General features: G+C 69.0%; 26 protein-coding genes. 18 read left to right on the top strand and 8 right to left on the bottom strand.

What is annotated here, in order from left to right; genetic code table 11:
- The first annotated feature begins 228 nt into the window (after positions 1 to 228).
- On the top strand, positions 229 to 1,185 hold the full coding sequence (locus KHF85_RS17615; RefSeq protein ID WP_284566649.1) for an IS1595 family transposase: 957 nt from the start codon (positions 229 to 231) through the stop codon (positions 1,183 to 1,185).
- Positions 1,186 to 1,212: 27 nt separating this feature from the next.
- On the opposite strand, the gene KHF85_RS17610 is transcribed toward KHF85_RS17615, so the two are convergent.
- A complete protein-coding gene (locus tag KHF85_RS17610) occupies positions 1,213 to 1,692 on the bottom strand; it encodes an AsnC family transcriptional regulator (RefSeq protein ID WP_284567655.1) in 480 nt (159 codons plus the stop codon).
- 148 nt (positions 1,693 to 1,840) lie between these two features.
- On the opposite strand from KHF85_RS17610, the gene KHF85_RS17605 reads away from it, so the two are divergent.
- Together KHF85_RS17605 and alr are read left to right on the top strand one after the other, a co-directional pair.
- A complete protein-coding gene (locus tag KHF85_RS17605) occupies positions 1,841 to 3,148 on the top strand; it encodes a D-amino acid dehydrogenase (RefSeq protein ID WP_284567654.1) in 1,308 nt (435 codons plus the stop codon).
- On the top strand, positions 3,127 to 4,200 hold the full coding sequence (alr, locus tag KHF85_RS17600) for an alanine racemase (protein WP_284567653.1): 1,074 nt from the start codon (positions 3,127 to 3,129) through the stop codon (positions 4,198 to 4,200). Before KHF85_RS17605 ends, alr begins: the two co-directional genes overlap by 22 nt.
- Positions 4,201 to 4,555: 355 nt before the next feature.
- On the opposite strand, the gene KHF85_RS17595 is transcribed toward alr, so the two are convergent.
- Positions 4,556 to 5,125 carry a DUF3016 domain-containing protein gene (locus tag KHF85_RS17595; protein ID WP_284567652.1) on the bottom strand — a complete coding sequence of 190 codons (570 nt, stop codon included), beginning with the start codon at positions 5,123 to 5,125 and terminating at the stop codon, positions 4,556 to 4,558.
- Positions 5,126 to 5,321: 196 nt separating this feature from the next.
- Here KHF85_RS17595 and KHF85_RS17590 point away from each other — a divergent pair, with 196 nt between their 5' ends.
- The 5 genes from KHF85_RS17590 to KHF85_RS17570 all read left to right on the top strand — a co-directional run bounded on the left by KHF85_RS17590 (position 5,322) and on the right by KHF85_RS17570 (position 10,026).
- Positions 5,322 to 5,792: a hypothetical protein gene (locus KHF85_RS17590; RefSeq protein ID WP_284567651.1), complete on the top strand. Its 471-nt coding sequence runs from the start codon at positions 5,322 to 5,324 to the stop codon at positions 5,790 to 5,792.
- 17 nt (positions 5,793 to 5,809) lie between these two features.
- Entirely contained in the window at positions 5,810 to 6,058 is a 249-nt protein-coding gene (locus tag KHF85_RS17585) for a hypothetical protein (protein ID WP_284567650.1), read from the top strand.
- A gap of 165 nt (positions 6,059 to 6,223) precedes the next feature.
- Positions 6,224 to 8,227 carry a PAS domain-containing hybrid sensor histidine kinase/response regulator gene (locus tag KHF85_RS17580; protein ID WP_284567649.1) on the top strand — a complete coding sequence of 668 codons (2,004 nt, stop codon included), beginning with the start codon at positions 6,224 to 6,226 and terminating at the stop codon, positions 8,225 to 8,227.
- 66 nt (positions 8,228 to 8,293) lie between these two features.
- A complete protein-coding gene (locus tag KHF85_RS17575; RefSeq protein ID WP_284567648.1) occupies positions 8,294 to 8,584 on the top strand; it encodes a DUF3247 family protein in 291 nt (96 codons plus the stop codon).
- 107 nt (positions 8,585 to 8,691) lie between these two features.
- Complete coding sequence (locus KHF85_RS17570) at positions 8,692 to 10,026, top strand: PQQ-dependent sugar dehydrogenase (RefSeq protein WP_284567647.1); 1,335 nt, start codon at positions 8,692 to 8,694, stop codon at positions 10,024 to 10,026.
- 244 nt (positions 10,027 to 10,270) lie between these two features.
- Here the strand turns inward: KHF85_RS17570 and KHF85_RS17565 are convergent, their stop codons facing one another.
- Positions 10,271 to 10,534 (bottom strand): hypothetical protein, encoded by a 264-nt coding sequence (locus KHF85_RS17565; protein ID WP_053835882.1) that lies wholly within the window; start codon positions 10,532 to 10,534, stop codon positions 10,271 to 10,273.
- A gap of 143 nt (positions 10,535 to 10,677) precedes the next feature.
- Here KHF85_RS17565 and KHF85_RS17560 point away from each other — a divergent pair, with 143 nt between their 5' ends.
- Together KHF85_RS17560 and KHF85_RS17555 are read left to right on the top strand one after the other, a co-directional pair.
- Positions 10,678 to 11,751: a class I SAM-dependent methyltransferase gene (locus KHF85_RS17560; protein ID WP_284567646.1), complete on the top strand. Its 1,074-nt coding sequence runs from the start codon at positions 10,678 to 10,680 to the stop codon at positions 11,749 to 11,751.
- On the top strand, positions 11,748 to 12,449 hold the full coding sequence (locus KHF85_RS17555) for a pseudouridine synthase (protein WP_284567645.1): 702 nt from the start codon (positions 11,748 to 11,750) through the stop codon (positions 12,447 to 12,449). Before KHF85_RS17560 ends, KHF85_RS17555 begins: the two co-directional genes overlap by 4 nt.
- A 204-nt stretch (positions 12,450 to 12,653) precedes the next feature.
- On the opposite strand, the gene KHF85_RS17550 is transcribed toward KHF85_RS17555, so the two are convergent.
- A complete protein-coding gene (locus tag KHF85_RS17550) occupies positions 12,654 to 13,202 on the bottom strand; it encodes a DUF1415 domain-containing protein (protein WP_284567644.1) in 549 nt (182 codons plus the stop codon).
- A 70-nt stretch (positions 13,203 to 13,272) separates the two neighbouring features.
- On the bottom strand, positions 13,273 to 13,755 hold the full coding sequence (locus KHF85_RS17545) for a YajQ family cyclic di-GMP-binding protein (protein WP_003476107.1): 483 nt from the start codon (positions 13,753 to 13,755) through the stop codon (positions 13,273 to 13,275).
- A 108-nt stretch (positions 13,756 to 13,863) separates the two neighbouring features.
- Here KHF85_RS17545 and KHF85_RS17540 point away from each other — a divergent pair, with 108 nt between their 5' ends.
- The 5 genes from KHF85_RS17540 to KHF85_RS17520 all read left to right on the top strand — a co-directional run bounded on the left by KHF85_RS17540 (position 13,864) and on the right by KHF85_RS17520 (position 18,149).
- A complete protein-coding gene (locus tag KHF85_RS17540) occupies positions 13,864 to 14,760 on the top strand; it encodes a DMT family transporter (protein WP_284567643.1) in 897 nt (298 codons plus the stop codon).
- A gap of 107 nt (positions 14,761 to 14,867) precedes the next feature.
- Entirely contained in the window at positions 14,868 to 15,875 is a 1,008-nt protein-coding gene (locus KHF85_RS17535; protein WP_284567642.1) for a methionine ABC transporter ATP-binding protein, read from the top strand.
- Complete coding sequence (locus KHF85_RS17530; protein WP_009573964.1) at positions 15,872 to 16,567, top strand: methionine ABC transporter permease; 696 nt, start codon at positions 15,872 to 15,874, stop codon at positions 16,565 to 16,567. The genes KHF85_RS17535 and KHF85_RS17530 overlap by 4 nt, the downstream gene beginning before the upstream one ends.
- Positions 16,568 to 16,765: 198 nt before the next feature.
- The gene (locus tag KHF85_RS17525; RefSeq protein WP_284567641.1) at positions 16,766 to 17,572 is read left to right on the top strand and encodes a MetQ/NlpA family ABC transporter substrate-binding protein; all 807 of its coding nucleotides are present in this window, start codon (positions 16,766 to 16,768) and stop codon (positions 17,570 to 17,572) included.
- 13 nt (positions 17,573 to 17,585) lie between these two features.
- Positions 17,586 to 18,149: a DUF1453 domain-containing protein gene (locus tag KHF85_RS17520; RefSeq protein ID WP_284567640.1), complete on the top strand. Its 564-nt coding sequence runs from the start codon at positions 17,586 to 17,588 to the stop codon at positions 18,147 to 18,149.
- Positions 18,150 to 18,222: 73 nt separating this feature from the next.
- On the opposite strand, the gene KHF85_RS17515 is transcribed toward KHF85_RS17520, so the two are convergent.
- Positions 18,223 to 18,855 (bottom strand): OmpW/AlkL family protein, encoded by a 633-nt coding sequence (locus tag KHF85_RS17515; protein ID WP_039007953.1) that lies wholly within the window; start codon positions 18,853 to 18,855, stop codon positions 18,223 to 18,225.
- 188 nt (positions 18,856 to 19,043) lie between these two features.
- Here KHF85_RS17515 and KHF85_RS17510 point away from each other — a divergent pair, with 188 nt between their 5' ends.
- Entirely contained in the window at positions 19,044 to 19,586 is a 543-nt protein-coding gene (locus KHF85_RS17510; protein WP_284567639.1) for a DNA-deoxyinosine glycosylase, read from the top strand.
- On the opposite strand, the gene KHF85_RS17505 is transcribed toward KHF85_RS17510, so the two are convergent.
- The gene (locus KHF85_RS17505) at positions 19,587 to 20,345 is read right to left on the bottom strand and encodes a hypothetical protein (RefSeq protein WP_284567638.1); all 759 of its coding nucleotides are present in this window, start codon (positions 20,343 to 20,345) and stop codon (positions 19,587 to 19,589) included.
- 245 nt (positions 20,346 to 20,590) lie between these two features.
- On the opposite strand from KHF85_RS17505, the gene aceF reads away from it, so the two are divergent.
- Both aceF and lpdA read left to right on the top strand, forming a co-directional pair.
- A complete protein-coding gene (aceF, locus tag KHF85_RS17500) occupies positions 20,591 to 22,360 on the top strand; it encodes a dihydrolipoyllysine-residue acetyltransferase (protein ID WP_284567637.1) in 1,770 nt (589 codons plus the stop codon).
- Between the two features lie 131 nt (positions 22,361 to 22,491).
- Positions 22,492 to 24,297: a dihydrolipoyl dehydrogenase gene (lpdA, locus tag KHF85_RS17495; RefSeq protein ID WP_284567636.1), complete on the top strand. Its 1,806-nt coding sequence runs from the start codon at positions 22,492 to 22,494 to the stop codon at positions 24,295 to 24,297.
- A gap of 176 nt (positions 24,298 to 24,473) precedes the next feature.
- Here the strand turns inward: lpdA and KHF85_RS17490 are convergent, their stop codons facing one another.
- A complete protein-coding gene (locus KHF85_RS17490; RefSeq protein ID WP_284567635.1) occupies positions 24,474 to 25,301 on the bottom strand; it encodes a porin family protein in 828 nt (275 codons plus the stop codon).
- Between the last annotated feature and the right edge of the window lie 323 nt (positions 25,302 to 25,624).

The following is a 25,624-nucleotide window of genomic DNA, read 5'->3' as shown; positions in this document are numbered from 1 at the left end:
GCTGCGCATTTCCTTCTCCCGTCGGGACCATGGCCCCCTGTTCGGGGCAAGGTGCCCCGCAGGGGCGGATGCGGGTCCGGGCGCAGCCTCATGCCCCCAAACTCCGCAAGACGCTGCGCGCCGGACCCTCACCCCGATCCCTCTCCCGGTGGCACCTGATTAGCGCTGTGTCTCAGCTGGTGATGCTGCCTTGGTTTAGAAATGCAGGTTCTTCAGTGAGATACGGCGATGACGCTCAATCGGATCCAGTTCCAAAAGGGGCTTTCGATTCCGGCTTTTCTGAGCCGCTACGGCTCCGAGGCGCAATGTGTCGAGGCCTTGGTTCAGGCCAGGTGGCCCAATGGCTTCGTGTGTCCGCAGTGCGGACACACGCATGCCAGTGGCTTTGAGCGGGGACGCCAGCACCTGTGGCAGTGCGCGCGCTGCCGGGTACAGACCAGCTTGACCGCCGGCACGCCCATGGCAGACACCAAGCTTCCCTTGCGGGTGTGGTGGCTGGCCATCTATCTGGTGAGCCAAGCCAAGAACGGAATTGCTGCGCTGGAACTGGCTCGGCAACTGGGCGTGTGCTATCGCACTGCATGGCGGATCAAGCACAAAGTGATGTCGGCGATGGCCGATCGTGAGCAGTCACGCCGGCTCGACGGAGAGGTCCAGATCGATGATGCCTATCTGGGCGGCGAACGCGCCGGTGGTCCAGGCCAACCGCAGTGGCGCAATAAAGTGCCGTTTATTGCAGCGGTTTCCCTGCATCAAGGGCGCCCGCGCTATCTCCGCCTGGATGTGGTCTCCAGCTTCCGAAGAAGCGTCGTGCACACGTGGGCTCAGCAGGCACTGGCACCGGGCACCCATGTCGTCAGTGATGGGCTGACAGCGTTCACCGGTGTGGGCTGGGCAGGCCTGACCCACGATGCCATCGTGACCGGAAGCGGCCGCAAAGGCGTCCAGCAGCCTCGTCTGCGTTGGGTCAATACGATCCTGGGCAATCTCAAAACGGCGCTTAGCGGCACCCACCATGCGGTGGACTTCCCCAAATACGGCGCGCGCTACCTGCATGCGCATGCCTACCGCTTCAATCGCCGCTTCAACCTGGCCGCCATGGTGCCGCGCCTGGCCAGTGCCCTGGCCGGCGCGGGAAGGCTCACAGAGCAGCAACTGCGTACGACAGCTGAGACACAGCGCTAATCAGGCCGGTGGCAGAGGGCCTTATGCTCAGTCGGCGATCGGCAGGCTCAGCGTCTCCTTCACTTCCTCCATTACGATGTAGCTCTTGGACGCGCGCACATGCGGCAGGGTCAGCAGGGTGCTGCCGAGCAGCTTGCGGTACGAGGCCATCTCGCTGATCCGCGCCTTGAGCAGGTAGTCGAAGTCGCCGGAGACCAGGTGGCACTCCAGCACGTTGGGCAGCTTCAACGCGGCGCGGCGGAATTCCTCGAAGATGTCGCCGGACTTATAGGCCAGGCTGATCTCCACGAACACCAGCAGGCTGGCCTTGAGGTAATGCGGGTCCAGCCGCGCGTAGTAGCCGATGATGGCGCCGTCGCGCTCCAGCCGGCGCACCCGCTCGGTGCATGGGGTGGTCGACAGGCCGACCCGCTCGCCGAGTTCGGTGAAGGAAATACGCCCTTCCTGCTGCAGAATGCGCAGGATCTTGCGGTCGATCTTGTCCAGTTCGCGGGCGCGGGCGGCCATGGCGCAGGTCTCGGTGGGCTGGGGCAGGGCATTGACCTGTCCGATGTTCGAAAATCAGGAGAAAATCCTGGCTTGCGCTTCATATACTGCGCCTAAACCCATCCGTGGCGCCATCCAGCCAGGGATTTGATCCGACAGAGGTGAGTGCATGCGGGTTCTGGTTCTCGGCAGTGGTGTGATCGGCACGGCCACGGCGTGGTATCTGGCGCGCAGCGGCTGCGAGGTGACGGTGGTCGATCGCCAGCCCGCGGCCGCGCTGGAGACCAGCTATGCCAACGCCGGCCAGGTGTCGCCCGGCTACGCTTCGCCGTGGGCCGCGCCCGGAGTGCCGCTGAAGGCGCTGAAATGGCTGTTCCAGCGCCACGCGCCGCTGGCGATCACCCCCACTGGCGACATCCACCAGTACCTGTGGCTGGCGCAGATGCTGCGCAACTGCACCGCCGAGCGCTATGCGATCAACAAGGCGCGCATGGTGCGGTTGTCCGAATACAGCCGCGACTGCCTGGACCAGCTGCGTGCCGACACCGGCATCGCCTACGAAGGCCGCCAGCTCGGCACCACCCAGCTGTTCCGCACCCAGGCGCAGCTGGACGGCGCGGCCAAGGACATCGAGGTGCTGCGCGAGTACGGCGTGCCCTACGAACTGCTGTACCGCGCCGGCATCGCCCGCATCGAGCCGGCGCTGGCCAGCGCCCCGGCCACCCTGGTCGGCGCGCTGCGCCTGCCCAACGACCAGACCGGCGATTGCCGCCTGTTCACCCAGCGCCTGGCCGCGCTGGCCGCCGCGGCCGGCGTGCAGTTCCGCTACGGCGAGACCATCGACGGCCTGTACGCCGACGGCGACCGCCTCGACGGCGTGCGCATCGGCGGCCGCCTGGAGCGCGCCGACCGTTACGTGGTCGCCCTGGGCAGTTATTCTCCGCAGCTGCTCGCGCCGCTGGGCATCCGCCTGCCGGTGTATCCGTTGAAGGGCTATTCGCTGACGTTGCCGATCCGCGACGCGGCGCTGGCCCCGATGTCCACCATCCTCGACGAAACCTACAAAGTGGCGATCACCCGCTTCGACCAGCGCATCCGCGTCGGCGGCATGGCCGAACTGGCCGGCTTCGACCTGTCGCTGCCGGCGCGGCGCCGCGCCACCCTGGAAAACGTAGTGAACGACCTGTACCCGCGCGGCGGCGACCTGGCCCGCGCCGAATTCTGGACCGGGCTGCGCCCGGCCACGCCCGACGGCACCCCGGTGGTCGGCGCCACCGGCTACCGCAACCTGTTCCTCAACACCGGCCACGGCACCCTCGGCTGGACCATGGCCTGCGGCTCCGGTCGCTATCTGGCCGACCTGATCGCCTCACGCCAGCCGCAGATCAGCGGCGAGGGCCTGGACATTTTCCGTTATTCGCGCGGCGCCTCGGTGCCCGTCGCCGAGGCAAGTGCGTGCGCCCAGCCCGTGCGTTGATCGATCTGCAGGCGCTGCGCCACAACTACCGCCTGGCCCGGCGGCTGGGCGGCGGCAAGGCGCTGGCGGTGGTCAAGGCCGATGCCTACGGGCACGGCGCGGTGGCTTGCGCGCGCGCGCTGGAAGCGCAGGCCGACGGCTTCGCGGTGGCCTGCATCGAGGAGGCGCTGGAACTGCGCCAGGCCGGCATCGCCGCGCCGATCCTGCTGCTGGAAGGCATCTTCGACGCCGACGAACTGCCGCTGATCGCCGAGCACCGGCTGTGGTGCGCGGTGGCCTCGCCATGGCAGGTGGAGGCGATCGCCGCCTATGCCGCGCCGCAGCCGCTGTGCCTGTGGCTGAAGCTGGACAGCGGCATGCACCGGCTGGGCCTGGCGCCGCACGAATTCCGTGCCGCGCATGCGCGGCTGAGCGCGCTGCCGCAGGTCGAACGGCTGGTGCTGATGAGCCATTTCGCGCGCGCCGACGAACTGGACAGCGCGCGCACCCTGGAGCAGGCCGAGGTGTTCCGCCAGGCCACCGCCGGCTTGGCCGGGGAGACCAGCCTGTGCAATTCGCCGGGGCTGCTGGGCTGGCCGCAACTGCATAGCGACTGGGGCCGCCCCGGGCTGATGCTGTACGGCGCCGACCCGTTCGCCGCCGGCGCCGAACTGCCGGGCGAACTGCGCCCGGTGATGACCCTGCAGTCCAAGGTGATCGCGGTGCGCGACCTGGCCGTCGGCGAGCCGGTCGGCTATGGCGCGCGCTTCGTCGCGCCGCGCCCGACCCGGGTCGGCGTGGTCGCGATCGGCTACGCCGACGGCTATCCGCAGTTCGCGCCGAACGGCACGCCGGTGCTGATCGACGGGGCGCCCGGCGCGCTGATCGGGCGGGTCTCGATGGACATGCTGACCGTGGACCTGACCGAGCACCCGCAGGCCGGGCTCGGTAGCGAGGTGCAGCTATGGGGCGCGCAGCCGCGCATCGACGCCCTGGCCGCGCGCTGCGGCTCCAGCGCCTATCGCCTGCTGTGCGGACTCAAGCGCGCGCCGCGGCAGTACCTGGGCGGCTGAGCGTCGCAGGCGCTTGCAGGGGCGGCGGCGGGGGGCCTCGGGCTGCGACCGTCAGGCCGGGAATGCGTGGTCTCGCGCGTCGATCGCAGTCAGCGATGCGCTGGCCGCACCGGGCGTGGGGGCAGTCGGGACTGAAGTCCCTCCTGCAAGGGCGCGCGCCTTGCGTCGCCTGAAACCTTCCGCTCTTTTGTAGGAGCGGCTTCAGCCGCGACCGGGGCGTTACCGGTCGCGTCTGGTCGCGTCTGAAGCCGCTCCTACAAAAGCCGGGGTCGGCTGAAACGCCGGGTTTCACGCGCAGGATGGTCCGCGCATGCTGTTCCCGATTCCCAGCCCTATCCGCAGCCACATCCCCCGCTCAGCGCTCGGCCACCGCCGCCTGCTCGCGGAACTGGCGGCGCAGCCAGTCGTCGAGCATCCGCTTCTCGTAGCGCAGCGGATCGTTGTTCAGGCCGATCGCGCTGTTCATCAGGTAGCTGCTGTCGAGCAGCTTGCGCTCGCCCTGGTCCAGCACCTGTCCGTCGGCGCCGTACAGGGTGAAGTTCAAGCTGATGCGCGGCGGGTAGATGTCGCGCATGACCCGCACGTCGTTCCATTGCGGGCCGTGCCAGGGCTCGTAGTCGCCGGCGCGCTTGATGTCGGTCAGCTCCACCTGCAGCCGCTGGCCGGGCGCCAGTTGCTTGCCGGCGCGCTGCTGCAGGTAGTCGGCCAGTTGCTTCACCCAGTCGCCGCGCTGCGCTTCCCAGCGATTGCGGCTGTAGCGCAGTTCGCTGAAGGCGGCGGGGTCGGTCCAGCGCACCTGTACCGGGCTGTCGCCCTCGGTGCTGCGCACGGCCTGCGGGTCGGTGACGTTGCGGGTCGCGGCGGAGGCGCCGCCCGCCAGCAGGCAGGCCAGGGCCAGCGCCGTCCAGGCATATCGGATCTTCATCGCGGATCTCCACGGAAACGGCCAGGCCAGTGTGTGCCTGCGCGGGCGCGGCCGCAATCGCGGCGCCGCCGGGTGCGGCGTTCGTTCTTCGCCGGTTCATGGGCGCGGCCAGGTGACACGCGGTTCACGCCGCGTCGCCGCGTGCTTCACGGCGCCGGCGCGACCATGGCGGCAACCAAGGTGATGCGGGGATCGCATGAAGATGCCGTTGTTCCACCAGGCCCACGCCGCCTCGGACGTGCGCCTGCAATTCATCGACTGGGCCAAGCGCCATGGGCACAGCCCGGCGAGCGGCGCGGCCAGCTTCGTCGATCAACAGGCGGACCTGGACGCGGCGGCGCGTCACCTGCGGCTGAACCCGGGCGAGGACGTGCGCCAGGAACTGCGCCGTTACCTGGCCTCGCTCGGCGAGCAGCAGGACGTGGCGGTGCAGTTCCCGCCGATCTACGCCTGCCGCAATCCGCAGGGGCAGGGTTTCCGCTATTCGCTGACCCTGGTGCTTGCCGAGAGCGGAGTCGAGTGGAAGGCGCGGGTCTGGAGCGGTCTGGAGTATCTGGGCCTGATCGTCGGCCGCGGCGCCGGCCCGCGCGCCAACTACACGCGGCTTGCGCTTAGGGCGGTGGAGCAGGAACTGACCAGCGACACCCCGCGCTTCACGCTGGGCTAGGCCGGGAGCAGACCGCGATGTCCTGCGCAAGCGCGCCAGAACAGGCCACCGCGCCCGAACAGTGCCGGCAGCAATGCCGCGTGCTGGGGGTGGCGCGGGTCCAGCAGATGCTGGAGCAGTCGCCGCCGCCGTCATGGCGGCAGGAGGCCGAGCGCTGGCTGGAAGAACAGGCGCTGCGCAGCGCGCAGCTGACCCAATGGGGCGTTCTCGCGGGGATCGCGCTGGCGCTGGTGGGGATCGTGCTGGTCGTCGCCTTCTTCTGGTGACCTGCCGCCGCCGGGCGGCCGGGCCGGCTTGACGGCAGCGGAGCGGCTTCACAAGATGCGGGGTCCGTCGTGCCATTGCCGGTCCTGTGCATCCGTCATCACGCCGTGGGCGCGGAGCGCGCTGTCGCTCCGCCGCCGTAGGCCGTTTCCAGAGCAAACTCCGTCATGCATGTCAGCACCGAATCTTCCTCCACGTCGCGCACGCAGGCGTCGGATCTGCACTACCGCGAGATCTTCGACAAGATCGACTCCGGTTTCTGCGTGGTGCAGGTGCTGTTCGACGCGGATCAACGCGCGGTCGATTACGTGTTCCTGGAGGTCAACCAGGCGTTCGAGCGCGAGACTGGCCTGCACGACGTGATCGGCAAGCGCATCCGCGAACTGTCGCCGACCAACGAGGAGCATTGGTTCCGCATGTACGGCGAGGTGGCGCTGAGCGGGCGCTCGGCCAAGTTCGAGAACTTCGCCGGCGGGTTCGGCCGCTGGTGGGCGGTGGAGGCGTTCCGCATTGGCGCGCCGGAACGGCATCTGGTCGCCGTGCAATTCCTCGACATCACCGAGCGCAAGCGCGTGGAGCGCGACCTGGCCGAGAGCGAGGCGCGTTTCAGCGCGCTCGCCGAGGGCCTGCCGATGCCGGTGTGGGTACTGGACGCCAGCGGCCAGCTGCGTTTCACCAATACCGCCTACGCCGAATTCTTCGGCATCGACCTGCAGGCCGACGACGCGTGGCCGGGCTGGGGCGACGTGCTGCACCCGGAGGATGCCGGCGTGTTCGCGTTCGAACTGCGCAGCGCGCTGGACGTGCAGCGCAACCTGCGCGCGCTGGTGCGCGCGCGCCGCCACGACGGCGAGTGGCGCTGGATCGAGATGACCGCGGTGCCGCGCTATTCGGCCGAGGGCGAATTCATCGGCCTGGCCGGCAGCAGCCCCGACGTCACCGAACGCCGCAACATCGAACTGGCCCGCGAGCAACTGCTGGAATCGGAGCGCAGCGCGCGCAACGCGGCCGAGAGCATGGCGCGGCTGAAGGACGAATTCCTGGCCACGCTGTCGCACGAACTGCGCACGCCGCTGACCACCATCCTGGGCTGGAGCGACCTGCTGCTGCAGCGGCTGCCGCCGGGCGACCCGAGCAGCAAGGGGCTGTCGGTGATCGCCAGCAGCGCGCGCGCGCAGCAGCGGCTGATCTCGGACATGCTCGACCTGAGCAGCATGCTGCTGGGCAAGGTGCAGCTGGAAGTGGAGGCGCTGGACCTGACCGAACAGGTGCGCGAAGCGCTGCGCGCGCAGGAGCCGGTGGCCGAGGGCAAGGACCAGGCGCTGACCCTGCGCGAGCCGTCGCATCCGTGCGTGGTGCTGGGCGACGCCACGCGCCTGCAGCAGGTGTTTTGGAACCTGTTGTCCAATGCGATCAAGTTCACCCCGGCGCACGGCCGCATCGAGCTGGCGATCGACGTCGATGCCGATGGCGAACACGCCACGGTGGCGGTACGCGATTCCGGCGACGGCATTCCGCCGGAGTTCCTGCCGCATCTGTTCGGCCGCTTCCGCCAGGCCGACGGCACCACCACCCGCCTGCACGGCGGCCTCGGCCTGGGCCTGGCGATCGTGCAGCAACTGGTGGAAATGCATGGCGGCCAGGTCAGTGCGGCCAGCGAAGGCCGCGGCTGCGGCGCGGTGTTCACCGTGCGCCTGCCGCTGCACCGCGACAAGGCGGGCAAGCGGCCGATGCGCGAGGTGCGCACGTTCGCGGTGGCCGAGCAGGTGGTGGAAGCGTATGCGCTGAAGGGCATGCGCCTGCTGGCGGTGGAAGACCAGCCGGACATGCTCGAATACCTGCGGCGGCTGCTCGAGGAACAGGGCGCGGCGGTGGTCACCGCCGGTTCCGCCAGCGAGGCGTTGGCGCTGCTCGACGATGGCGGCCACACCCGCATCGATGTGATGGTCACCGACATCGGCATGCCGGGCATGGACGGCTATGGCCTGATCCGCACCATCCGCGACAACATGGGGCTGCAGGCGGCCGAGTTGCCGGCGGTGGCGGTGACCGCGCTGGCGCGTGCCGACGATCGCCGCCGCGCGTTGCAGTCCGGCTTCCAGGAACACCTGGCCAAGCCGTACAGCGTGGCCCAACTGGTGTCCGCGGTGCGTTTCGCGCGCCAGCAGTAGCCGTACTTCCCGGCGTTTTCACGGCATTGCCGCTATGTTGCGCGGGGTCCTTCGCAGGAGATGCGCATGAGCAAGTACGCCGATGCGGTGCATACCGATCCCGACGCCATCGCCGCATTGCAGGCATGGTTGCCGAAATTGCCGGACCAGGCGCAGGTGCTGCTGCGCTTGGACGATGGTAGCCAGGTCAGCGGTACGGTTTCGGTGCGGCCCACCTTGCAGACCTTCCGCGACCGGCAGGAACGCGAGGGCGTCAACGGTGTGGTGCGGCTGGACGATCTGCTGCATCCAGAGCAACAGCACTACGTCTGGCTGGACCGCATCCGCGAGGTCGCGCCATTGACGCCGACCGCATGAGCAGCGCATGCCGCCGTATAACGGCATTTGACATCTATTTCACGTTTGCCGAGCGCGCGCTGTGCATCATCGGTGGTCCTGTCGTCACCATGGAGAGTTGAGCAGCGATGATGCGACTTCCTTCGTCCGCAGCCCGTTGGGCCTTTTGTCTCCTGTCCGCTGCCGCATTGAGTGCCTGTGGAGACACCGCCAAGCATTCCATCCAGGATGGGATGGGGCCCGATCCGGTGCTGCCCGACCCGGTCAAGCGCATGATCCCCACGGTGAAGGTCGCCGAGGTCAAGCGCTGGGCCGAAGGCGCCGCGCCGGTGCCGGCCGAGGGCCTGGCGGTGCAGGCCTTCGCCCGCGACCTGGACCATCCGCGCTGGATGTACGTGCTGCCCAACGGCGACGTGCTGGTGGCCGAGACCGCGGCGCCGCCGGCCCCGGAAAAGGAAGGCAGCGGCCTGCGCGACAAGATCCAGGGCGCGATGATGGCCAAGGCCGGCTCGACCGTACCCAGCGCCAACCGCATCACCTTGCTGCGCGACGCCGATGGCGACGGCGTGGCGGAGGTGCGCACGCAGTTCCTCAAGGGCCTGTATTCGCCGTTCGGCATCGCCCTGGTCGGCGACCGCCTGTACGTCGCCAATGCCGACGCGCTGGTCAGCTTCCCGTACAAGGAAGGCGACACCCAGATCAGCGCCGCGCCGAGCTTCGTCGCCAACCTGCCCGGCGGCATCAACCATCACTGGACCAAGAGCCTGCTGGCCAGCCGCGACGGCAACAAGCTCTACGTCGGCGTCGGCTCCAACAGCAACGTCGCCGAAAACGGGATGGACGCCGAACTCAACCGCGCCGCAATCCTGGAAGTGGACGCGCACAGCGGCGCCACCCGGGTGTTCGCCAGCGGCCTGCGCAACCCCGTCGGCCTGGCCTGGCAGCCGGGCGCGGACACGTTGTGGGTGGTGGTCAACGAGCGCGACGAGATTGGCAGCGATCTGGTGCCCGATTACCTGACCTCGGTGCGCGAAGGCGGCTTCTACGGCTGGCCGTACAGCTACTACGGCCAGCACGTGGACGAACGCGTGCAGCCGCAGAACGCGGAGATGGTGGCCAGCGCGATCAAACCCGATTACGCGCTGGGCCCGCATACCGCCTCGCTGGGCCTGACCTTCTACGAAGGCGCGTTGTTGCCGCAGGCGTATCGGGGCGGTGCCTTCATCGGCCAGCACGGTTCCTGGAACCGCGATCCGCCCTCCGGCTACAAGGTGATCTACGTGCCCTTTGCCAACGGCAAGCCCAGCGGCAAGGCGCAGGACGTGCTGACCGGTTTCCTCGATGCCGAAGGCAAGGCCCAGGGCCGCCCGGTCGGCGTGGCGGTGGACAAGCCCGGCGCGCTGCTGGTGGCCGACGACGTCGGCAACGTGATCTGGCGGGTGACGCCCAAGGCCGGACCGTAGTCGGGAGTGGTTCGCTGTGCCCGGCCTCTTCGTGCGCCCGGGCGATGATCCGTCGGGAAGACGGATTGCCTAAGCCCAACAGCGCGCGGCATTGCTATCGCCATGGCCTTTGTAGGAGCGGCTTCAGCCGCGACCGGGCGTTACCAGTAACGCCCGGTCGCGGCTGAAGCCGCTCCTACAGTGATTGCATCCGAATCGAATGCCTGCTTCGCCCGGGTAGATCCCGGGCAATCAATCCAAAGGCCTAATGCTCCACCGGCGCCGGCTCCACGCCGAAGCGGCGCGCGTAGCCGCGCTCGCTCACCACGCGTTCCACCTCGGTGTCGCCGAGTTCGGGCGCGGCATAGACCGCATACACCACGCTGCCGTCGTCGCGTTCGCCGCGCTGGTGCAGGCGGTAGCGCGGGCGTCCGGTGCCGGTGTTTTCCGGATAGTGCAGCGGCGGTTGGCTGCTTTCCAGATCCACTTCGCTGTTGTCGACGACGCCACCGATGAACACTGCGCGCATATGCCTCTCCAATCCGTCCGGGTGACTTGCAGCCTAGGCGCGACGATGTTGCCATTGCATCAATGATGCGTTCACTCGGCGCAAAACCGGGCCGGCGCCGGGCTGCCGGTAGAATGCGCGCTCCCCGACCGATTCCGATCCCGATGCCGGCTCTGCAAGATGCTCCCCTCGATACCCTGTTCCTGCCGTTCGCCCAGGGCGCGCTGCGCTGGCCGGCCGGCAAGGTGCTGTTCCTGCGCGCGCGCGACGGCTGGGCGCTGCGCCAGCACGCGCTGCCGGCGCAACTGGTCTGCGAGCAGGGCTACCGCCCGTTCGCCACCGCCCTGCAGCAGGGCGGCTGGCAGGTCCGCGCCGAGGATGCCGACGACCACGACGACGCCGGCGGCTATGCGCTGGTGCTGGTGCTGCCGCCGCGTCAGCGCGACGAGGCGCGCGCGCTGCTGGCGCGCGCGCTGGCGCTGGCCGCGCCGGGCGGGGTGGTGGTGGCCTGCCAGTCCAACAACGAGGGTGCGCGCTCCGGCGAGGACGATCTGCAGCAGCTGGCTGGCCTGGGCGGCAAGCTGACCAAGCACCACTGCCGCGTGTACTGGACCGCGCCGCTGCACGGCGGCCACGACGCCGCGCTGCAGCAGCGCTGGGCCAGGCTCGACGCGCCGCGGCCGATCCTGGACGGGCGCTTCCGCAGCCGTCCCGGGGTGTTCGCCTGGGACCGCATCGATCCGGCCTCGGCGCTGCTGGCCGAGCATCTGCCAGCCGACCTGGCCGGCCGCGGCGCCGATCTCGGCGCCGGCTACGGTTATCTGTCGGCGGAATTGCTGGCGCGTTGCCCGAACATCGCTGCGCTGGACCTGTTCGAGGCCGATGCGCGCGCGCTGGCGCTGGCGCGGGCGAACCTGGCGCAGGCGCCGGCCGCGGTGGAGGTCGGTTACCACTGGCACGACGTGACCGCGGGGTTGCCGGCGCAGTACGACTTCATCGTCAGCAACCCGCCGTTCCACGCGCCGGGGCGGATGGAGCGCCCGGACATCGGCCGCCGCTTCATCGCCGTCGCCGCGCAGGCGCTCAAGCCCGGCGGCAGGCTGTATCTGGTCGCCAACCGGCACCTGCCGTACGAAGCGGTGCTCGACGCCAGCTTCGGCGACACCAAGGTGGTCGCCAGCCGCGACGGCTTCAAGCTGATCCTGGCGGTCCGCGCGCGCGCCACGGTGCGCCGGTGAAGCTGGTCAAGCACCTGGCCAACCTGGGCTACGGCAGCCGCAAGCAGGTCACCCTGATGTTCCGCGAAGGCCGCATCACCGACGCCGACGGCGAGGTGCTGTACGCCGACGATCAGGTCGAACATGCCGCGATCCGGGTCGATGGCCAGGCGCTGGATCCGCCGCCGGGGCTGATCCTGGCGCTGCACAAGCCGGTCGGCTACACCTGTTCGACCAAGGACCCGGGGCGCATCGTCTACGACCTGCTGCCGCCGCGCTTCCGCCTGCGCTCGCCGTTGCTGTCTACGGTCGGGCGGCTGGACCGCGACACCAGCGGCCTGTTGCTGATGACCGACGACGGCGCGCTGCTGCATCGCATCGTCTCGCCGAAAGCGCAGCTGGCCAAGGTCTACGAAGCGACCCTGGCCGAGGATCTGCGCGGCGACGAGGCGGCGCAGTTCGCCAGCGGCACGCTGCTGCTGGACGGCGAGACCACGCCGCTGCTGCCGGTACAGCTGGAGCTGCTGGGCCCGCGCCAGGCGCGCATCACCCTGTACGAAGGCCGCTACCACCAGGCGCGGCGCATGTTCGCCGCGGTCGGCAACCACGTGGCGACGCTGCACCGCAGCCGCATCGGCGGCTTCGCGCTGGACGAGACCTTGCCGGCCGGGCAATGGCGCGTGCTGGAGGCGGCGGATCTGGGGCGGGTGTTTGGGTGAGGGTGTCGGGACCGGGGACTCGGGACTCGGGACTCGGGACTCGGGACTCGGAAAAGCAGCTGCTTGGTGCGCTGTCGCCCCGCATATGTGCAGTGCGCGGCAGCGTTGTAGGAGCGGCTTCAGCCGCGACGGGCGTTACCGGTAACGTGTGTCGCGGCTGAAGCCGCTCCTACAGGGTGCTGCAGGGAGACACGATCCTGCGCGTTACGCGAACAGCTTTTTCCACCCGTCCAGCCCCAGCTTTTCCAACGTCTGCAGATTGCGTTCCACGATCACGTCCGCATCCGGGAACGCGGCCACGGCGCGTTCGACGCTGTCCTCGCGCAGCAGGTGCAAGGTGGGGAAGGGCGCGCGGTTGGTGTAGTTGCCGATGTCGTCCGGCGCGGTGCCGGCGAACTGGTAGTGCGGATGGAAGCTGGCCACCTGCAGGATGCCGTGCAGGTCCAGCGCGTCCACCGCGGCGTCGGCGTTGTCGAGAAAATCGTTGTAGTCCAGGAAATCGCCCAGCACCTGCGGATGCACGATCAGCGTGGTGTCGATCTGCTCGGCCGGCGTGTCGCGCAGCAACAGCAGTTCCTCGCTCAACTCCTCCAGCAAGGCCTCCGGCGTGGTCGCGTCGCTGAGCACGTAGCGGATCTGCTGCTTGACGTGTACCGCCTTGGCGAACGGGCACAGGTTCAGGCCGATCACCGCGCGCTCCAGCCATAGGCGGGTCGCGGCGATCGGATCTGAGTTGGGATCGAGGTCGTTCAAGGTGGTTCCAGCGGGCGAGGGCGGGCGGCGATCGGGCGAAGCGGACGGCGGGCGTGCCGCTGCGCATGGCTCAGTCGCGGAAATTCTCGAATTGCAGCGGCAGCTCGAAATCGCTCTTCTTCAGCAGCGCCATTACGTCCTGCAGGTCGTCGCGCTTCTTGCCGCTGATGCGCAGCTTGTCGCCGTTGATCTGCGCTTCCACCTTGAGCTTGGCGTCCTTGATCGCGGCGACGATCTTCTTGGCCAGCTTCTGCTCGATGCCCTGCTTGACCGTGACCTTCTGCCGCGCGCCGGCCAGGTTGGTCTCCACGTCGCCGAATTCCAGGCAGCGCACGTCGATGCCGCGCGCGATCAGCCGTGCGCGCAGGATGTCGGTCATCTGCTTGACCTGGAAATCGCTCGGCGCCGCCTGGTTGATGACCTGGTCGTCGAGCTCGAAGCTGGCCTCCACGCCCTTGAAATCGAAGCGGGTCGACAGCTCGCGGTTCGCCTGGTCGATGGCATTGGTCAGTTCGTGCTTGTCGATTTCGGAGACGACGTCGAAGGAAGGCATGGCAGTTCCTCGGGGAAAGACCGCCTATCCTACCGATCTCGCCGCAGCGCCGCTGCCGGCGCGCTGGCGCTGCTGGGCGGCGCCGCCGATCGCGGCGATAATCCGCCGATGCCCAGCCCCCGTTCCAACACCGCGGCCGCCGCCTGGATGATCGCGGCGGTCGCCTGCTTCGCGCTGATGGATGCGACGATGAAGCTGCTGACCGCGCACTATCCGGCGCTGCAGGTGGCCACGCTGCGCGGCGGCGCCTCGCTGCCGTTCGTGCTGCTGTGGGTGCTGGCCACCGCCGGCCCGCGGTCGATCGTGCCGGTGCGCTGGGGCCTGCACCTGCTGCGCGGCGTGCTCGGCATCGCGATGATCGGCTGCTTCGCCTGGGCGCTGCGCAGCCTGCCGCTGTCCACCGCCTACACGATCTACTTCGTCGCGCCGCTGCTGGTGACGGCGTTGTCGGTGCCGCTGCTGGGCGAACAGGTCGGCCCGCGGCGCTGGGCCGCGATCGGCATCGGCCTGGTCGGCGTGCTGGTGGTGCTGCGCCCCGGCGTGGGCGGCTTCGTGTCGTTGCCGGGGGTGATGGTGCTGCTGGCGGCCACCGCCTATGCGCTCGCGGTGGTGCTGGTCAGCCTGCTGGCGCGTACCGAGACGCCGCAGTCGCTGGTGGTCTGGTTCCTGCTGATCATGGCGCTGGGCGCCGGTGCGCTGGCGTGGCCGGCCTGGCTCCCGCTGCGCCTGGCCGATGCCGGCTGGATCGCCACGCTCGGCCTGGCCGGTGCGCTGGCGCAGGTGGCCTTGACCCAGGCGTTCCGCCGCGGCGACGCCTCGCTGATCGCGCCACTGGAGTACAGCGGCCTGATCTGGGTGATCCCGTGGGACTGGTTGCTGTGGCGCAAGCTGCCCGATGCCTGGACCTGGCTGGGTGCGGCGATCATCGTCGGCAGCGGGCTATATCTGCTGCACCGCGAGCGTGTCCTCGCCACGGTGCGCCCGCCGCCGCTGGCGCATCCCTAGCTGGTGCCGGCGGCGCTCCAGGCGCACGCGTTAGAATCGAATGCAATAACGCCTGCAGGCCTGGCCTGCTAGGCTTTGCGCCCCCTTCCGCTGCCGGTCCCCGCGCGTTGATCCAGTTCGAGCACCTGCACAAGTCCTACTCCGTCGCCGGCCAAGCGGTCGTGGCCTTGCATCCGCTCGACCTGGAAATCCGCGCCGGCGAGGTGTTCGGCATCATCGGCCATTCCGGCGCCGGCAAGTCCACGCTGATCCGCCTGATCAACCGGCTCGAGGAGCCCAGCGGCGGGCGCCTGCTGATCGACGGCGAGGACGTGACCGCGCTGGACCGCGCCGCGCTGCGCACGCTGCGCCGGCGCATCGGCATGATCTTCCAGCACTTCAACCTGCTGTCCTCGCGCAGCGTGGCCGGCAATGTCGCCTTCCCGCTGGAACTGGCCGGCACTCCGCGCGCGCAGATCCAGGCGCGGGTGGCCGAGCTGCTGGCCCGGGTCGGCCTGGCCGAGCACGCCAACAAGTATCCGGCACAGCTGTCGGGCGGGCAGAAGCAACGCGTCGGCATCGCCCGCGCGCTGGCCACCGGGCCGCAGATCCTGCTGTGCGACGAGGCCACCAGCGCGCTGGATCCGCAGACCACCGCCTCGGTGCTGCGCCTGCTGGCGCAGATCAATCGCGAGCTGGGGCTGACCATCGTGCTGATCACCCACGAGATGGACGTGATCCGCCGCGTCTGCGACCGCGTGGCGGTGCTCGACGCCGGGCATCTGGTCGAGAGCGGGCCGGTCACCGAGGTGTTCCTGCACCCGCGCCATCCGACCACGCGCCGCTTCGTGTCCGAGGCCGAACATGTGGACGAAGGCGAACTGCATCGCGACTTCACTGCGGTGGCCGGGCGCATCCTGCGCCTGACCTTCCTCGGCGGCGACACCTATGCGCCGCTGCTCGGGCGCATCGCGCGCGCGACCGCGGTGGACTACAACATCCTGTCCGGGCGCATCGACCGGATCAAGGACACTCCGTACGGCCAGCTGACCGTGGCCCTGGTCGGCGGCGATCTGGACGCGGCGCAGGCCGGGTTCGTCGCCGCCGGCGTGCATGTCGAGGAGCTGCGCCGATGATCCCGTTCGCGACCGCCGCCAGCGGCTTCTTCCGTAATCTCGACCCCGGCAAATGGGCCGAGATCGGCAACGCCACGCTGGACACGCTGCTGATGCTCGGCGGCGCGCTGCCGCTGACCCTGCTGATCGGCCTGCCGCTGGGCGTGCTGCTGTTCCTGACCGGGCCGCGCCAGACCCACCAGCGGCCGCTGCTGTACGGCGTGCTGGCGCTGGCGATCAACGTGCTGCGCTCGGTGCCCTTCATCATCCTGATGATCGCGATGATCCCGCTGACGCTGTGGGCGATGGGCACCTCGCTGGGCGTGCGCGGCGCGATCCTGCCGCTGGTGGTGGGCGCGGCGCCGTTCTACGCGCGGCTGGTGGAGACGGCGCTGCGCGAAGTGGACCGCGGCGTGGTCGAGGCCAGCCTGGCGATGGGCGCGACCACCTGGCAACTGGTGACGCGGGTGCTGCTGCCCGAAGCGCGGCCGGGGCTGATCGCCGGCGCCACGGTGACCACCATCGCGTTGATCGGCTTCACCGCGATGGGCGGCGCGATCGGTTCCGGCGGCCTCGGCGACCTGGCCTATCGCGACGGCTACCAGCGCTCGCACGCCGACGTGGCGCTGATCACCGTGGTGGTGCTGCTGTTGCTGGTGCAGGGGCTGCAGATGCTCGGCGACCGGCTGGTCGCGCATTACAGCCGGCGCTGAGCGCGCGGCTCACCGGTTTGCTTTTCTGTAGGAGCGGCTTCAGCCGCGACCGGGATCTACCGGTGAAGCGGTCGCGGCTGAAGCCGCTCCTACAGGAGAGCCGCCACGTGCCTTTCCCCGCACGTATCGGCCGGGTCTGCTAGCTTGCTCGCAGCGCCGCCCGCGTCATCCTTTTCCCCACGTTTCCGGATTCCCGCCATGACCAAACTCCCGCTTCGTCTGCTGCTCGGCGCCGCCGTGCTCGCCCTGGCCGCCTGCGGCAAGACCTCCGCGCCCGGCGCCGACAACGCAACGCTCAGCGTCGCCGCCACTGCGGTGCCGCACGCGGAGATCCTGGAGGTGGTCAAGCCGCTGCTGGCCAAGCAGGGCGTGACCCTGCAGGTGCGCGTGTTCAACGATTACGTGCAGCCCAACGACCAGGTGGTGCAGAAGCAGATCGACGTGAACTACTTCCAGACCGAGCCGTACCTGGACGCCTACAACCGCGATCGCAAGAGCGGCCTGGTCACCGTGATCGGCGTGCACATCGAGCCGTTCGGCGCCTATTCGCGCCGCTTCAAGTCGCTGGCCGCGCTGCCGCAGGGCGCCGACGTGGTGATCCCCAACGATCCCAGCAACAACAGCCGCGCGCTGATCCTGCTCGACAAGGCCGGGGTCATCAAGCTCAAGGATCCGGGCAATGCGCTGTCCACCCAGCGCGACATCGTCGCCAACCCGAAGCAGCTGAAATTCCGCGAACTGGATTCGGCGATGCTGCCGCGGGTGCTGGATCAGGTCGATCTGGCCCTGATCAACACCAACTACGCGCTCGATGCCGGGCTCAATCCCACCCGCGACGCGCTGGCGATCGAGAGCAAGGACTCGCCGTACGTGAACTTCCTGGTCGCGCGCGCCGACAACAAGGACGATCCGCGCGTGCAGAAGCTGGCCAAGGCGCTGACCAGCCCCGAGGTCAAGGCCTTCATCGAGCGCAAGTACCAGGGCGCCGTATTGCCGGCGTTCTGAGCGGAGCCTGCGCATGCCGTTGCTGCTGGCCATTCCCCTGGCGATCGTGATCGCGCTGGCGGTGACCGCGGTGCTGGTGCCGCTGTCGCTGCTGCAGCGCTTCCGCTACGGCACCGCGCGGCGTCAGGCGCGGGCGTGGCTGGCCAGCGTGCAGTTCTGGTCGGCACTGGTGTCGAGCCTCGTGTTGCTGGGCTTCGCATTGATCGCATCGCATTGGTGGCCCGACGCGGCCGCGTATGCCTGCATCGGCTGGGTGGCGGGCCTGGCGCTGGGCGCGCTGGGCGTCTGGCTGAGCCGGTTCGAACCGCTGCCGCAGGGCCTGTACTACACGCCGAACCTGTGGCTCGTGCTGGGTTTGACGCTGCTGGTGGTGGCGCGCATCGGCGCCGGCCTGGTGCAGGGCTGGCGCAGCATGAGCGCAGGCGCGGCGTGGCCGGCGCAGGGCTGGATGAGCCACGCCAACCTGCTCGGCGCGGCGGCGCTGTTGCTCGGCTACGCGTGCGCCTATGCGTGGCTGTTGCGACGCCGTGTGCGCCATTTCGATCGCTACCGTGGCTACGACCGTTCGCCGCGCTGAACCCCAGGCGGCGACGCAAAAAACAAACGGGCCCGAAGGCCCGTTTGCAGGTGACGCGGTGCTGCAGGCGTGCTTAGAAGCGCGCGCCGACGCCGAAGCTGACCAGCCACGGATCCAGCTTCAGATCCTGGCCGGTACCGCTGCCGGCGACCTGCACTTCCGGACGCGAATGCATGTAGCGTGCATCGGCGCGGGCGAACCAGGTCGAGTTGATGTTCATGTCCACGCCGACGGTGCCGATCGCACCCTTGGCGGTGTCCAGGCCGACGTGCTGGCCGCTGGCCGACAGGCCGTCGATCTTCTCGTTGCTGAAGTTGGACTCGTAGTAACCGACGCCGACGAACGGACGGAACACGTTGTCCGCCTGGCCGAAGTGGTACTGGCCGCTCAGCGCCAGCGGCTGCTGCTCGACGGTACCGACCTTGCCCACGCCGCTGGCGGTGACGCGGTGGTTGAACTTGTCGGCGGCGCCCCACAGCTCGACGGCCCAGTTGTCGTTGATCAGCCAGCTGGCGCTGAGGGTCGGCGCCGGGCCGCCATCGACATTGAGGCCGTTGGCCGGCTTGGAATGGGGGTCGAGCAGGGTCGCGCTGCCGACGACGGCAAAGCGCTTGCCGGATGCGGTGTCGGCATCCTGCGCAAACGCGGCGGGCGCGAACGCAAGGGCGGAAACGACAGCCAGGCTCAGGATTTGAATGGACCGCATGGGAATCTCCTCAATCTTTTTTTTGTGGGGCCACAGGAGTGGGCGCACACACCGTATCGATGAGAAGATGAATCGACGCCGACCCCGGCCCCGCGAAGACGAGCGTTGTTCAGGCACGGGCCGCCAAGGCTTGAAATAACGAGGTTTTAATACTTGGCGGCATTCACCCACATGCGCGCGATGTGACGATGCAGGACGTATTGCAGGGCTTGCCTGCGCAGATTCGCGACGATTGCCGGGTGCTGATTCTCGGCTCCATGCCCGGTGCGATGTCGTTGCAGCACGCCCGCTATTACGCGCATCCGCGCAATCGCCTGTGGCCGTTGCTGGGCGCGCTGTGCGGCTTCGATCCGCAACTGGACTACGACGCGCGGTTGCAGGCGATGCAGGCCTGCGGCGTGGGCCTGTGGGACGTGATCGGCCAGTGCCGGCGCCGCGGCAGCCTGGACACGGCGATCGTGCGCGGCAGCGAAGTGCCCACTCCCTTGCCCGCGCGCATCGCGCAATTGCCGCAGTTGCGCGCGATCGCCTGCAATGGCGCGGCGGCGGCGCAGGCGTTCGCGCGCTTCGTGCAGCCGCAGCTGGCGCCGCGCGAAGCGCCGCTGGCGGTGTTGGCGCTGCCCTCGACCAGTCCGGCCAACGCCGCGTTTTCGCTGCCGCGGTTGCAGCAGGCGTGGGCGCCGCTGCAAGCCTGGCTGATGCCGCTGTCGGCAGCGCCGGCGCCGCGCTGATCAGCGGCGCGCGCGCAGCCCCGGCGCGCGCAGCCGCAGCCACAGCGTCTGCACCAGCAGCACCGCGGCCAGCGCCAGCGCCACCCAGGCCGCACTGCGCGCACCGTCCAGGCCGCTGCCGGCCTGCTTGACGTAGACCGCGGCCAGCGCCCACAGCGCCGCGGCGACATAGGCCAGGTTGCCGCGCATCGCCCGGTTCAGGCCTAGCAACAGCGCCGCGGCCAGCGCGAACAGCACCATGCTCCACGGCAGCATGTGCTCGGTGGACAGCCAGCGGTAGGCGACGATCACCTGCGCGGTGTCGAGGAAGGCGGCCAGCGACAGCCAGCCGGCATGCAGCGACAGCGGCAGCCAGGCCCACAGCGCCTGCCACGGCTCGGCGCGCCGATCGCGCGACAGGCGCAGCGCGGCCAGCGCCAGGCACGCCAGCGCCGCCCAGATCACCGCCAGCGCCAGCAGGAAATGCTGCTGCGAGAACACCGGCATCCACAGCGCGGTGAGGCCGAAGCCCAGTGCCGCCGGCAGCCGCACCTGCGCCAGCGCGGTGTCGCGCTGGCGCCGCGGCGACAGCTGCCACGCCGCGAAGGCCAGGTCGAGCAGGAAGATCGGCCCCCAGATCGCGAAGGCGTAGCCGGCGGCGACGATCAGCGTGGGGTAGCGATCGGAGATCGCACCGTTGGTCGGGCCGAACGCGCCACGCTGCGCGAACCAGGCGACCAGCGGCATCGCCAACGACATCAACAGCACGAACGCACGCATGGCGGCACTCCGATCGAGGGTGCGGCGCATCCTAGGCGCCCGCCCGTGAAGGCGGCGCGGCGCTTGCCGCGGCGATGACGCCGGGACAATGCGCAGGCGTACAGTCCGCCGCGAGCGCCGCAGACACGCGTTTCCCGGTGCCGCGGCGCGGCCGCTACGGGTTTTTTTGCCCGGTAAAGGTTGGCGCTAAGGCTGCGGGCCGCCACAATAGGGGTTTCCCCTCATTAGTTGCCGGAGTTGCGCGCATGGCCGAAATCAAGGAAGCACTTGTCCCCGATATCGGTGACTACAGCGACGTCCCGGTAATCGAAGTGCTGGTGGCGGTCGGCGACACGGTGAAGAAGGACCAGAGCCTGGTCACCCTGGAGTCGGACAAGGCGACGATGGAAGTGCCGTCGCCGTTCGCCGGCGTGGTCAAGGAGCTGAAGGTCAAGATCGGCGACAGCCTGTCCGAAGGCAAGCTGGTGGCCTTGATCGAAGTAGCCGAGGACGGCGCCAGCGCCGCGCCGGCAGCGGCCCCAGCAGCGGCCAAGGCCGCGCCAGCGCCGGCCAGGCAGGAACCGGCCCAGCCGGCGCCCGCCGCGCCGCCCGCGAGCAAGCCGGCGGCTGCCGCCGGCGGCGGCGGCATCGTCGAGGCGCGCGTACCGGACATCGGCGACTACAGCGACGTGCCGGTGATCGAAGTGCTGGTCGCGGTCGGCGATACCGTGGCCAAGGATCAGAGCCTGGTCACCCTGGAATCGGACAAGGCGACGATGGAAGTGCCTTCGTCGGTGGCCGGTGTGGTCAAGGAACTGAAGGTCAAGGTCGGCGACAGCCTGTCCGAGGGCAAGGTGGTGGCGCTGATCGAAGTGGCCGGCGCCAGCGCCGACGCGCCGGCGGCAGGCGCGATCCAGCCCAGCGCCGAGACCGGCGGCGGGGTGGAGCCGGTGCCGGCCTCGTCTGCGCCGGACAAGCTCGCGCAGCGCGAGATCGCCCAGGTGCAAGGCTCGGCGCCGGCCAAGGCGGGCGCGGCCGCGCCGTCGGCCGGCACCCCGAGCAGTCCGCCGGTGGAGTTCAACGCCGACAGCGTGCTGCCGCAGAAAGTGCCCTACGCCAGCCCGGCGGTGCGCGTGTTCGCCCGCGAACTGGGCGTGGACCTGTTCCAGGTCAGCGGCACCGAGCAGGGCGGGCGCATCACCAAGGACGACGTGCAGCGCTACGTCAAGGCGGCATTGGCTGGCGGCGTGCCTGCCGCAGCGGCGGGCGGCGCAGCCTCGGCCGGCGGCGGCAACGGCCTGAACCTGCTGCCGTGGCCGAAGGTCGATTTCGCCAAGTTCGGCGAGGTCGAGGTCAAGCCGCTGTCGCGGATCAAGAAGATCTCCGGCGCCAACCTGGCGCGCAACTGGGCGATGATCCCGCACGTCACCCAGTTCGAGCAGGCCGACATCACCGACCTGGAAGCCTTGCGCGTGGCGCTGAACAAGGAGAACGAAAAGGCCGGCATCAAGCTGACCATGCTCGCCTTCCTGCTCAAGGCCAGCGCCGCGGCGCTCAAGCAGTTCCCCGACTTCAACGCCTCGCTGGATGCGGCCGGCGAGAACCTGACCCTGAAGAAGTACTTCCACATCGGGTTCGCCGCCGACACCCCGAACGGGCTGGTGGTGCCGGTGATCCGCGACGTGGACAAGAAGGGCGTGGTCGAACTGGCGCGCGAGAGCGGCGAACTTGCCAAGAAGGCGCGCGACGGCAAGCTCGGCCCGGCCGAGATGAGCGGCGGCTGCTTCTCGATCAGCTCGCTCGGCGGCATCGGCGGCACCGCGTTCACGCCGATCGTCAATGCGCCGGAAGTGGCGATCCTGGGCGTGTCCAAGGCGGCGATCCAGCCGGTCTGGAACGGCAAGGAATTCGCGCCCAAGCTGCTGCTGCCGCTGTCGCTGAGCTACGACCACCGGGTCATCGACGGCGCCGCGGCGGCGCGCTTCACCACCTACCTGAGCCAGGTGCTGGCGGACATGCGCCGCGTGCTGCTGTAAGGCCTGCCGTAACGGCGCCGCGCCCGGCGCGGCCCGTGTTTCCCCCACCTGCGTGCGCCGCGTCCATCGCGGCGCCGCCGTAGAACTGCAATCGCCCGCCGGCGCGCCGGCCGGGCCACAGGAGAAGCTGCATGGCGGTCATTGAGGTCAAGGTCCCGGATATCGGCGACTACAGCGAGGTTCCGGTCATCGAGGTGCTGGTCGCCGTCGGCGACACGGTGAAGAAGGACCAGGGCCTGCTGACCCTGGAGTCGGACAAGGCCACGCTGGAAGTGCCGTCGGCGGCGGCCGGCGTGATCAAGGAACTGAAGGTCAAGCTCGGCGACGTGCTGTCCGCAGGCGCGGTGATCGCGCTGCTGGAGACCGAGGACGCCAGCGCCGCGCCGGCCGCCGCGCCTGCAGCGGCCAAGGCCGAGGTGCCTGCCAGCAAGCCGCCGGTGGCGCCGTCGCATCGCGCCCCGGCCGAGCCGCCGGCGCCCAAGCCGGCGCTGGCCAGCGGCAAGCCGGCCGACATCGACTGCAAGATGGTGGTGCTCGGCGCCGGCCCCGGCGGCTACACCGCCGCGTTCCGCGCCGCCGACCTGGGCCTGGACACGGTGCTGATCGAGCGCTACCCCAGCCTCGGCGGCGTGTGCCTCAACGTCGGCTGCATCCCGTCCAAGGCGCTGCTGCACGCGGCCGCGGTGATCGACGAGGTCGCCCATGCCGGCGACTTCGGCGTGACCTTCAGCGCGCCCAAGATCGCCCTGGACAAGCTGCGCACCTACAAGGAAAACGTGGTCGGCAAGCTCACCGGCGGCCTGGCCAGCATGGCCAAGCAGCGCAAGGTGCGTACCGTCACCGGCGTGGCCAGCTTCGTGTCGCCGAACGAACTGGAGATCGTCGGCGCCGACGGCAAGACCCAGCTGCTGCGTTTCGAGTTCTGCATCATCGCCGCCGGGTCGCAGGCGGTGAAGCTGCCGAACTTCCCGTGGGACGACAAGCGGGTGATGGACTCCACCGACGCGCTGGAGCTGCAGGAGATCCCCAAGACCCTGCTGGTGGTCGGCGGCGGCATCATCGGCCTGGAAATGGCCACCGTGTACAGCGCGCTGGGCAGCAAGGTCAGCGTGGTCGAGTTCATGGACCAGCTGATGCCGGGCGCCGACAAGGACCTGGTCAAGCCACTGGCCGACCGCCTGAAGAAGCAGGGCGTGGAGATCCATCTGAAGACCAAGGCCACCGAGGTCAAGGCCGACAAGAAGGGCATCACGGTGTCCTTCGAAGCCGCGGCCGCGGGCGAGACGCCGGCACTGGGCGCGACCAGCTACGACCGCGTGCTGGTCGCGGTGGGGCGTTCGCCGAACGGCAAGAAGATCGGCGCGGAGAAGGCCGGGGTCAACGTCACCGAGCGCGGCTTCATCCCGGTCGATCGGCAGATGCGCAGCAACGTGCCACACATCTTCGCCATCGGCGACATCGTCGGTAACCCGATGCTGGCGCACAAGGCCACCCATGAGGGCAAGCTGGCCGCAGAAGTGGCCGCAGGCGAAAAGAAGGAATGGGTGGCGCGGGTGATCCCGTCGGTGGCCTACACCAACCCGGAAATCGCCTGGGTCGGCGTCACCGAGACCGAGGCCAAGGCCAGGGGCCTGAAGGTCGGCGTGGCCAAGTTCCCGTGGGCGGCCAGCGGCCGCGCCATCGGCATCGGCCGCACCGAGGGCTTCACCAAGCTGATCTTCGACGAGGAAACGCATCGCATCGTCGGCGGCGCCATCGTCGGCGTGCATGCCGGCGACCTGCTGGCCGAGATCGGCCTGGCGATCGAGATGGGCGCGGAGGCCGAGGACATCGGCCACACCATCCACGCCCATCCGACCCTGAGCGAGTCGGTCGGCATGGCCGCCGAGGTCTACGACGGCACCATCACCGACCTCTACATCCCGAAGAAGAAGTAAGCGCAGGCCTGTTCGCAGCGCAAAACCCCGGCCCGCGCCGGGGTTTTGCGTTTCTACAGCGCCACAACGACAAAACCCCGCATCGCCGCGGGGTCCTGCATGAAACTTCTTGCGAGTCCCGAGTCCCGAGTCCCGAGTCCCGAAGGAAGAGTCCCGAAGGAAGAGTCCCGAAGGACTCAGAACGCGAAGGTCACACCGGCCACCGGACCCTTGAACTCCTGCTTCAGGCCGACGCTGGTCAGCGAGGCGGCATTGGAGTCGGTCTCGCGGTCCACGTCCAGCTTGAACCAGTCGTAGCCGGCGAAGATGCCGAAATTCCTGGTGAAGCGGTACTCGACGATCGCATTGGCGCGGGTCAGGTCGCCGTCGTACTTGCCGAAATCGCCCCACTTGGTGTTGACGTACTGGCCCTGCGCGCTGAACAGCCAGTGCTCGTTCGGCTGTGCGGTGAAGCGCACGCCGACCACCGGCGCGGCGCCGTCCTCGCTCTCGTCGATGAAGGTGCCCGAATACAGGTCGCCCAGGTCGGCATAGGCATTGGCCTGGACCTTGGCCCATTCGGCGCCGAGCTGCAGGCCCAGGCTGAACTGCGGCGTGTCGATGACCGAGTAGTCGTATACCAGGCTGGCGACCTGGTACTTCAACTCGCCCTTGATGAAACTGCCGGCCGGCACGGTGACGCCGTCGTAGCTGAGGTCTTCGCCCAGTTCCTCGCGGCGGTCCTTGTCGTACTTGAAGTAGTCGAAGATCAGGCGCTGGCGGGTGCTGATGCGGAACATGCCGTCCACGCGCGGCTCCCATTCCTTGCCGCCGAAGCCGAAGTCCTGCGAGCCGGAGAGCGCGTTGCCGTCGATGGTGGTGTTGCCGCGCAGGGTGTTGTGGTTGTCCACGTTCATCGCGCCGAGGCGCAGGGTGAAGCGGTCGTCGCCGTCTTCGGCGTGGGCGGGAAGGGCGTAGGCGGCGGCGAGCGCGCACGGCAACGCCAGGGCAAGCAAGTGTTTCATAGGGGTAGAGCTCCGTCATCTGGAGATGGATGCGCCGATGGCGAGCGCCAGCGCGTGCCGCAACTATCCTTAAAACCGTGTCCACCATTCGTGAAGGTATGGAGGTGGCGTCGGTCACGGAATCACAGGCAAAAAGAAGAGCCCCGGTCGCCCGGGGCTCCATGGGTCCGCGCTGCAAATCGACGAGGATGGGCGCAGTCCCTGCAGGATCGGACCGGAGGCGAGATGAAAAGTTCCCACGCAAATTCCTGTTGCGATGCATCAATCCAGGCCGCGGTGCGGGTCCGCGACGTGGTATCGTTGGCGGCTTGGCTCGATCGGGG

It is taken from the genome of Xanthomonas graminis pv. graminis, from assembly GCF_030168915.1.
GTDB lineage: Bacteria > Pseudomonadota > Gammaproteobacteria > Xanthomonadales > Xanthomonadaceae > Xanthomonas_A > Xanthomonas_A translucens.
Note: the sequence above shows the minus strand (reverse complement) of the source record. Positions and strands in the feature narration are given on the sequence as shown.

Excerpts from the sequence above, each read along its gene's own strand:
- lpdA (WP_284567636.1), top strand. The coding sequence starts at position 22,492 with ATGGCGGTCATTGAGGTCAAGGTCCCGGATATCGGCGACTACAGCGAG.
- KHF85_RS17540 (WP_284567643.1), top strand. The coding sequence starts at position 13,864 with ATGCCCAGCCCCCGTTCCAACACCGCGGCCGCCGCCTGGATGATCGCG.
- KHF85_RS17590 (WP_284567651.1), top strand. The coding sequence starts at position 5,322 with ATGAAGATGCCGTTGTTCCACCAGGCCCACGCCGCCTCGGACGTGCGC.
- KHF85_RS17565 (WP_053835882.1), bottom strand. The coding sequence starts at position 10,534 with ATGCGCGCAGTGTTCATCGGTGGCGTCGTCGACAACAGCGAAGTGGAT.
- KHF85_RS17560 (WP_284567646.1), top strand. The coding sequence starts at position 10,678 with ATGCCGGCTCTGCAAGATGCTCCCCTCGATACCCTGTTCCTGCCGTTC.
- KHF85_RS17585 (WP_284567650.1), top strand. The coding sequence starts at position 5,810 with ATGTCCTGCGCAAGCGCGCCAGAACAGGCCACCGCGCCCGAACAGTGC.
- KHF85_RS17515 (WP_039007953.1), bottom strand. The coding sequence starts at position 18,855 with ATGCGGTCCATTCAAATCCTGAGCCTGGCTGTCGTTTCCGCCCTTGCG.
- KHF85_RS17520 (WP_284567640.1), top strand. The coding sequence starts at position 17,586 with ATGCCGTTGCTGCTGGCCATTCCCCTGGCGATCGTGATCGCGCTGGCG.
- KHF85_RS17575 (WP_284567648.1), top strand. The coding sequence starts at position 8,294 with ATGAGCAAGTACGCCGATGCGGTGCATACCGATCCCGACGCCATCGCC.
- KHF85_RS17615 (WP_284566649.1), top strand. The coding sequence starts at position 229 with ATGACGCTCAATCGGATCCAGTTCCAAAAGGGGCTTTCGATTCCGGCT.
- KHF85_RS17580 (WP_284567649.1), top strand. The coding sequence starts at position 6,224 with ATGCATGTCAGCACCGAATCTTCCTCCACGTCGCGCACGCAGGCGTCG.
- KHF85_RS17490 (WP_284567635.1), bottom strand. The coding sequence starts at position 25,301 with ATGAAACACTTGCTTGCCCTGGCGTTGCCGTGCGCGCTCGCCGCCGCC.
- KHF85_RS17530 (WP_009573964.1), top strand. The coding sequence starts at position 15,872 with ATGATCCCGTTCGCGACCGCCGCCAGCGGCTTCTTCCGTAATCTCGAC.
- KHF85_RS17595 (WP_284567652.1), bottom strand. The coding sequence starts at position 5,125 with ATGAAGATCCGATATGCCTGGACGGCGCTGGCCCTGGCCTGCCTGCTG.
- KHF85_RS17545 (WP_003476107.1), bottom strand. The coding sequence starts at position 13,755 with ATGCCTTCCTTCGACGTCGTCTCCGAAATCGACAAGCACGAACTGACC.
- KHF85_RS17510 (WP_284567639.1), top strand. The coding sequence starts at position 19,044 with ATGCAGGACGTATTGCAGGGCTTGCCTGCGCAGATTCGCGACGATTGC.
- KHF85_RS17525 (WP_284567641.1), top strand. The coding sequence starts at position 16,766 with ATGACCAAACTCCCGCTTCGTCTGCTGCTCGGCGCCGCCGTGCTCGCC.
- KHF85_RS17505 (WP_284567638.1), bottom strand. The coding sequence starts at position 20,345 with ATGCGTGCGTTCGTGCTGTTGATGTCGTTGGCGATGCCGCTGGTCGCC.
- KHF85_RS17570 (WP_284567647.1), top strand. The coding sequence starts at position 8,692 with ATGATGCGACTTCCTTCGTCCGCAGCCCGTTGGGCCTTTTGTCTCCTG.
- aceF (WP_284567637.1), top strand. The coding sequence starts at position 20,591 with ATGGCCGAAATCAAGGAAGCACTTGTCCCCGATATCGGTGACTACAGC.
- KHF85_RS17605 (WP_284567654.1), top strand. The coding sequence starts at position 1,841 with ATGCGGGTTCTGGTTCTCGGCAGTGGTGTGATCGGCACGGCCACGGCG.
- KHF85_RS17610 (WP_284567655.1), bottom strand. The coding sequence starts at position 1,692 with ATGGCCGCCCGCGCCCGCGAACTGGACAAGATCGACCGCAAGATCCTG.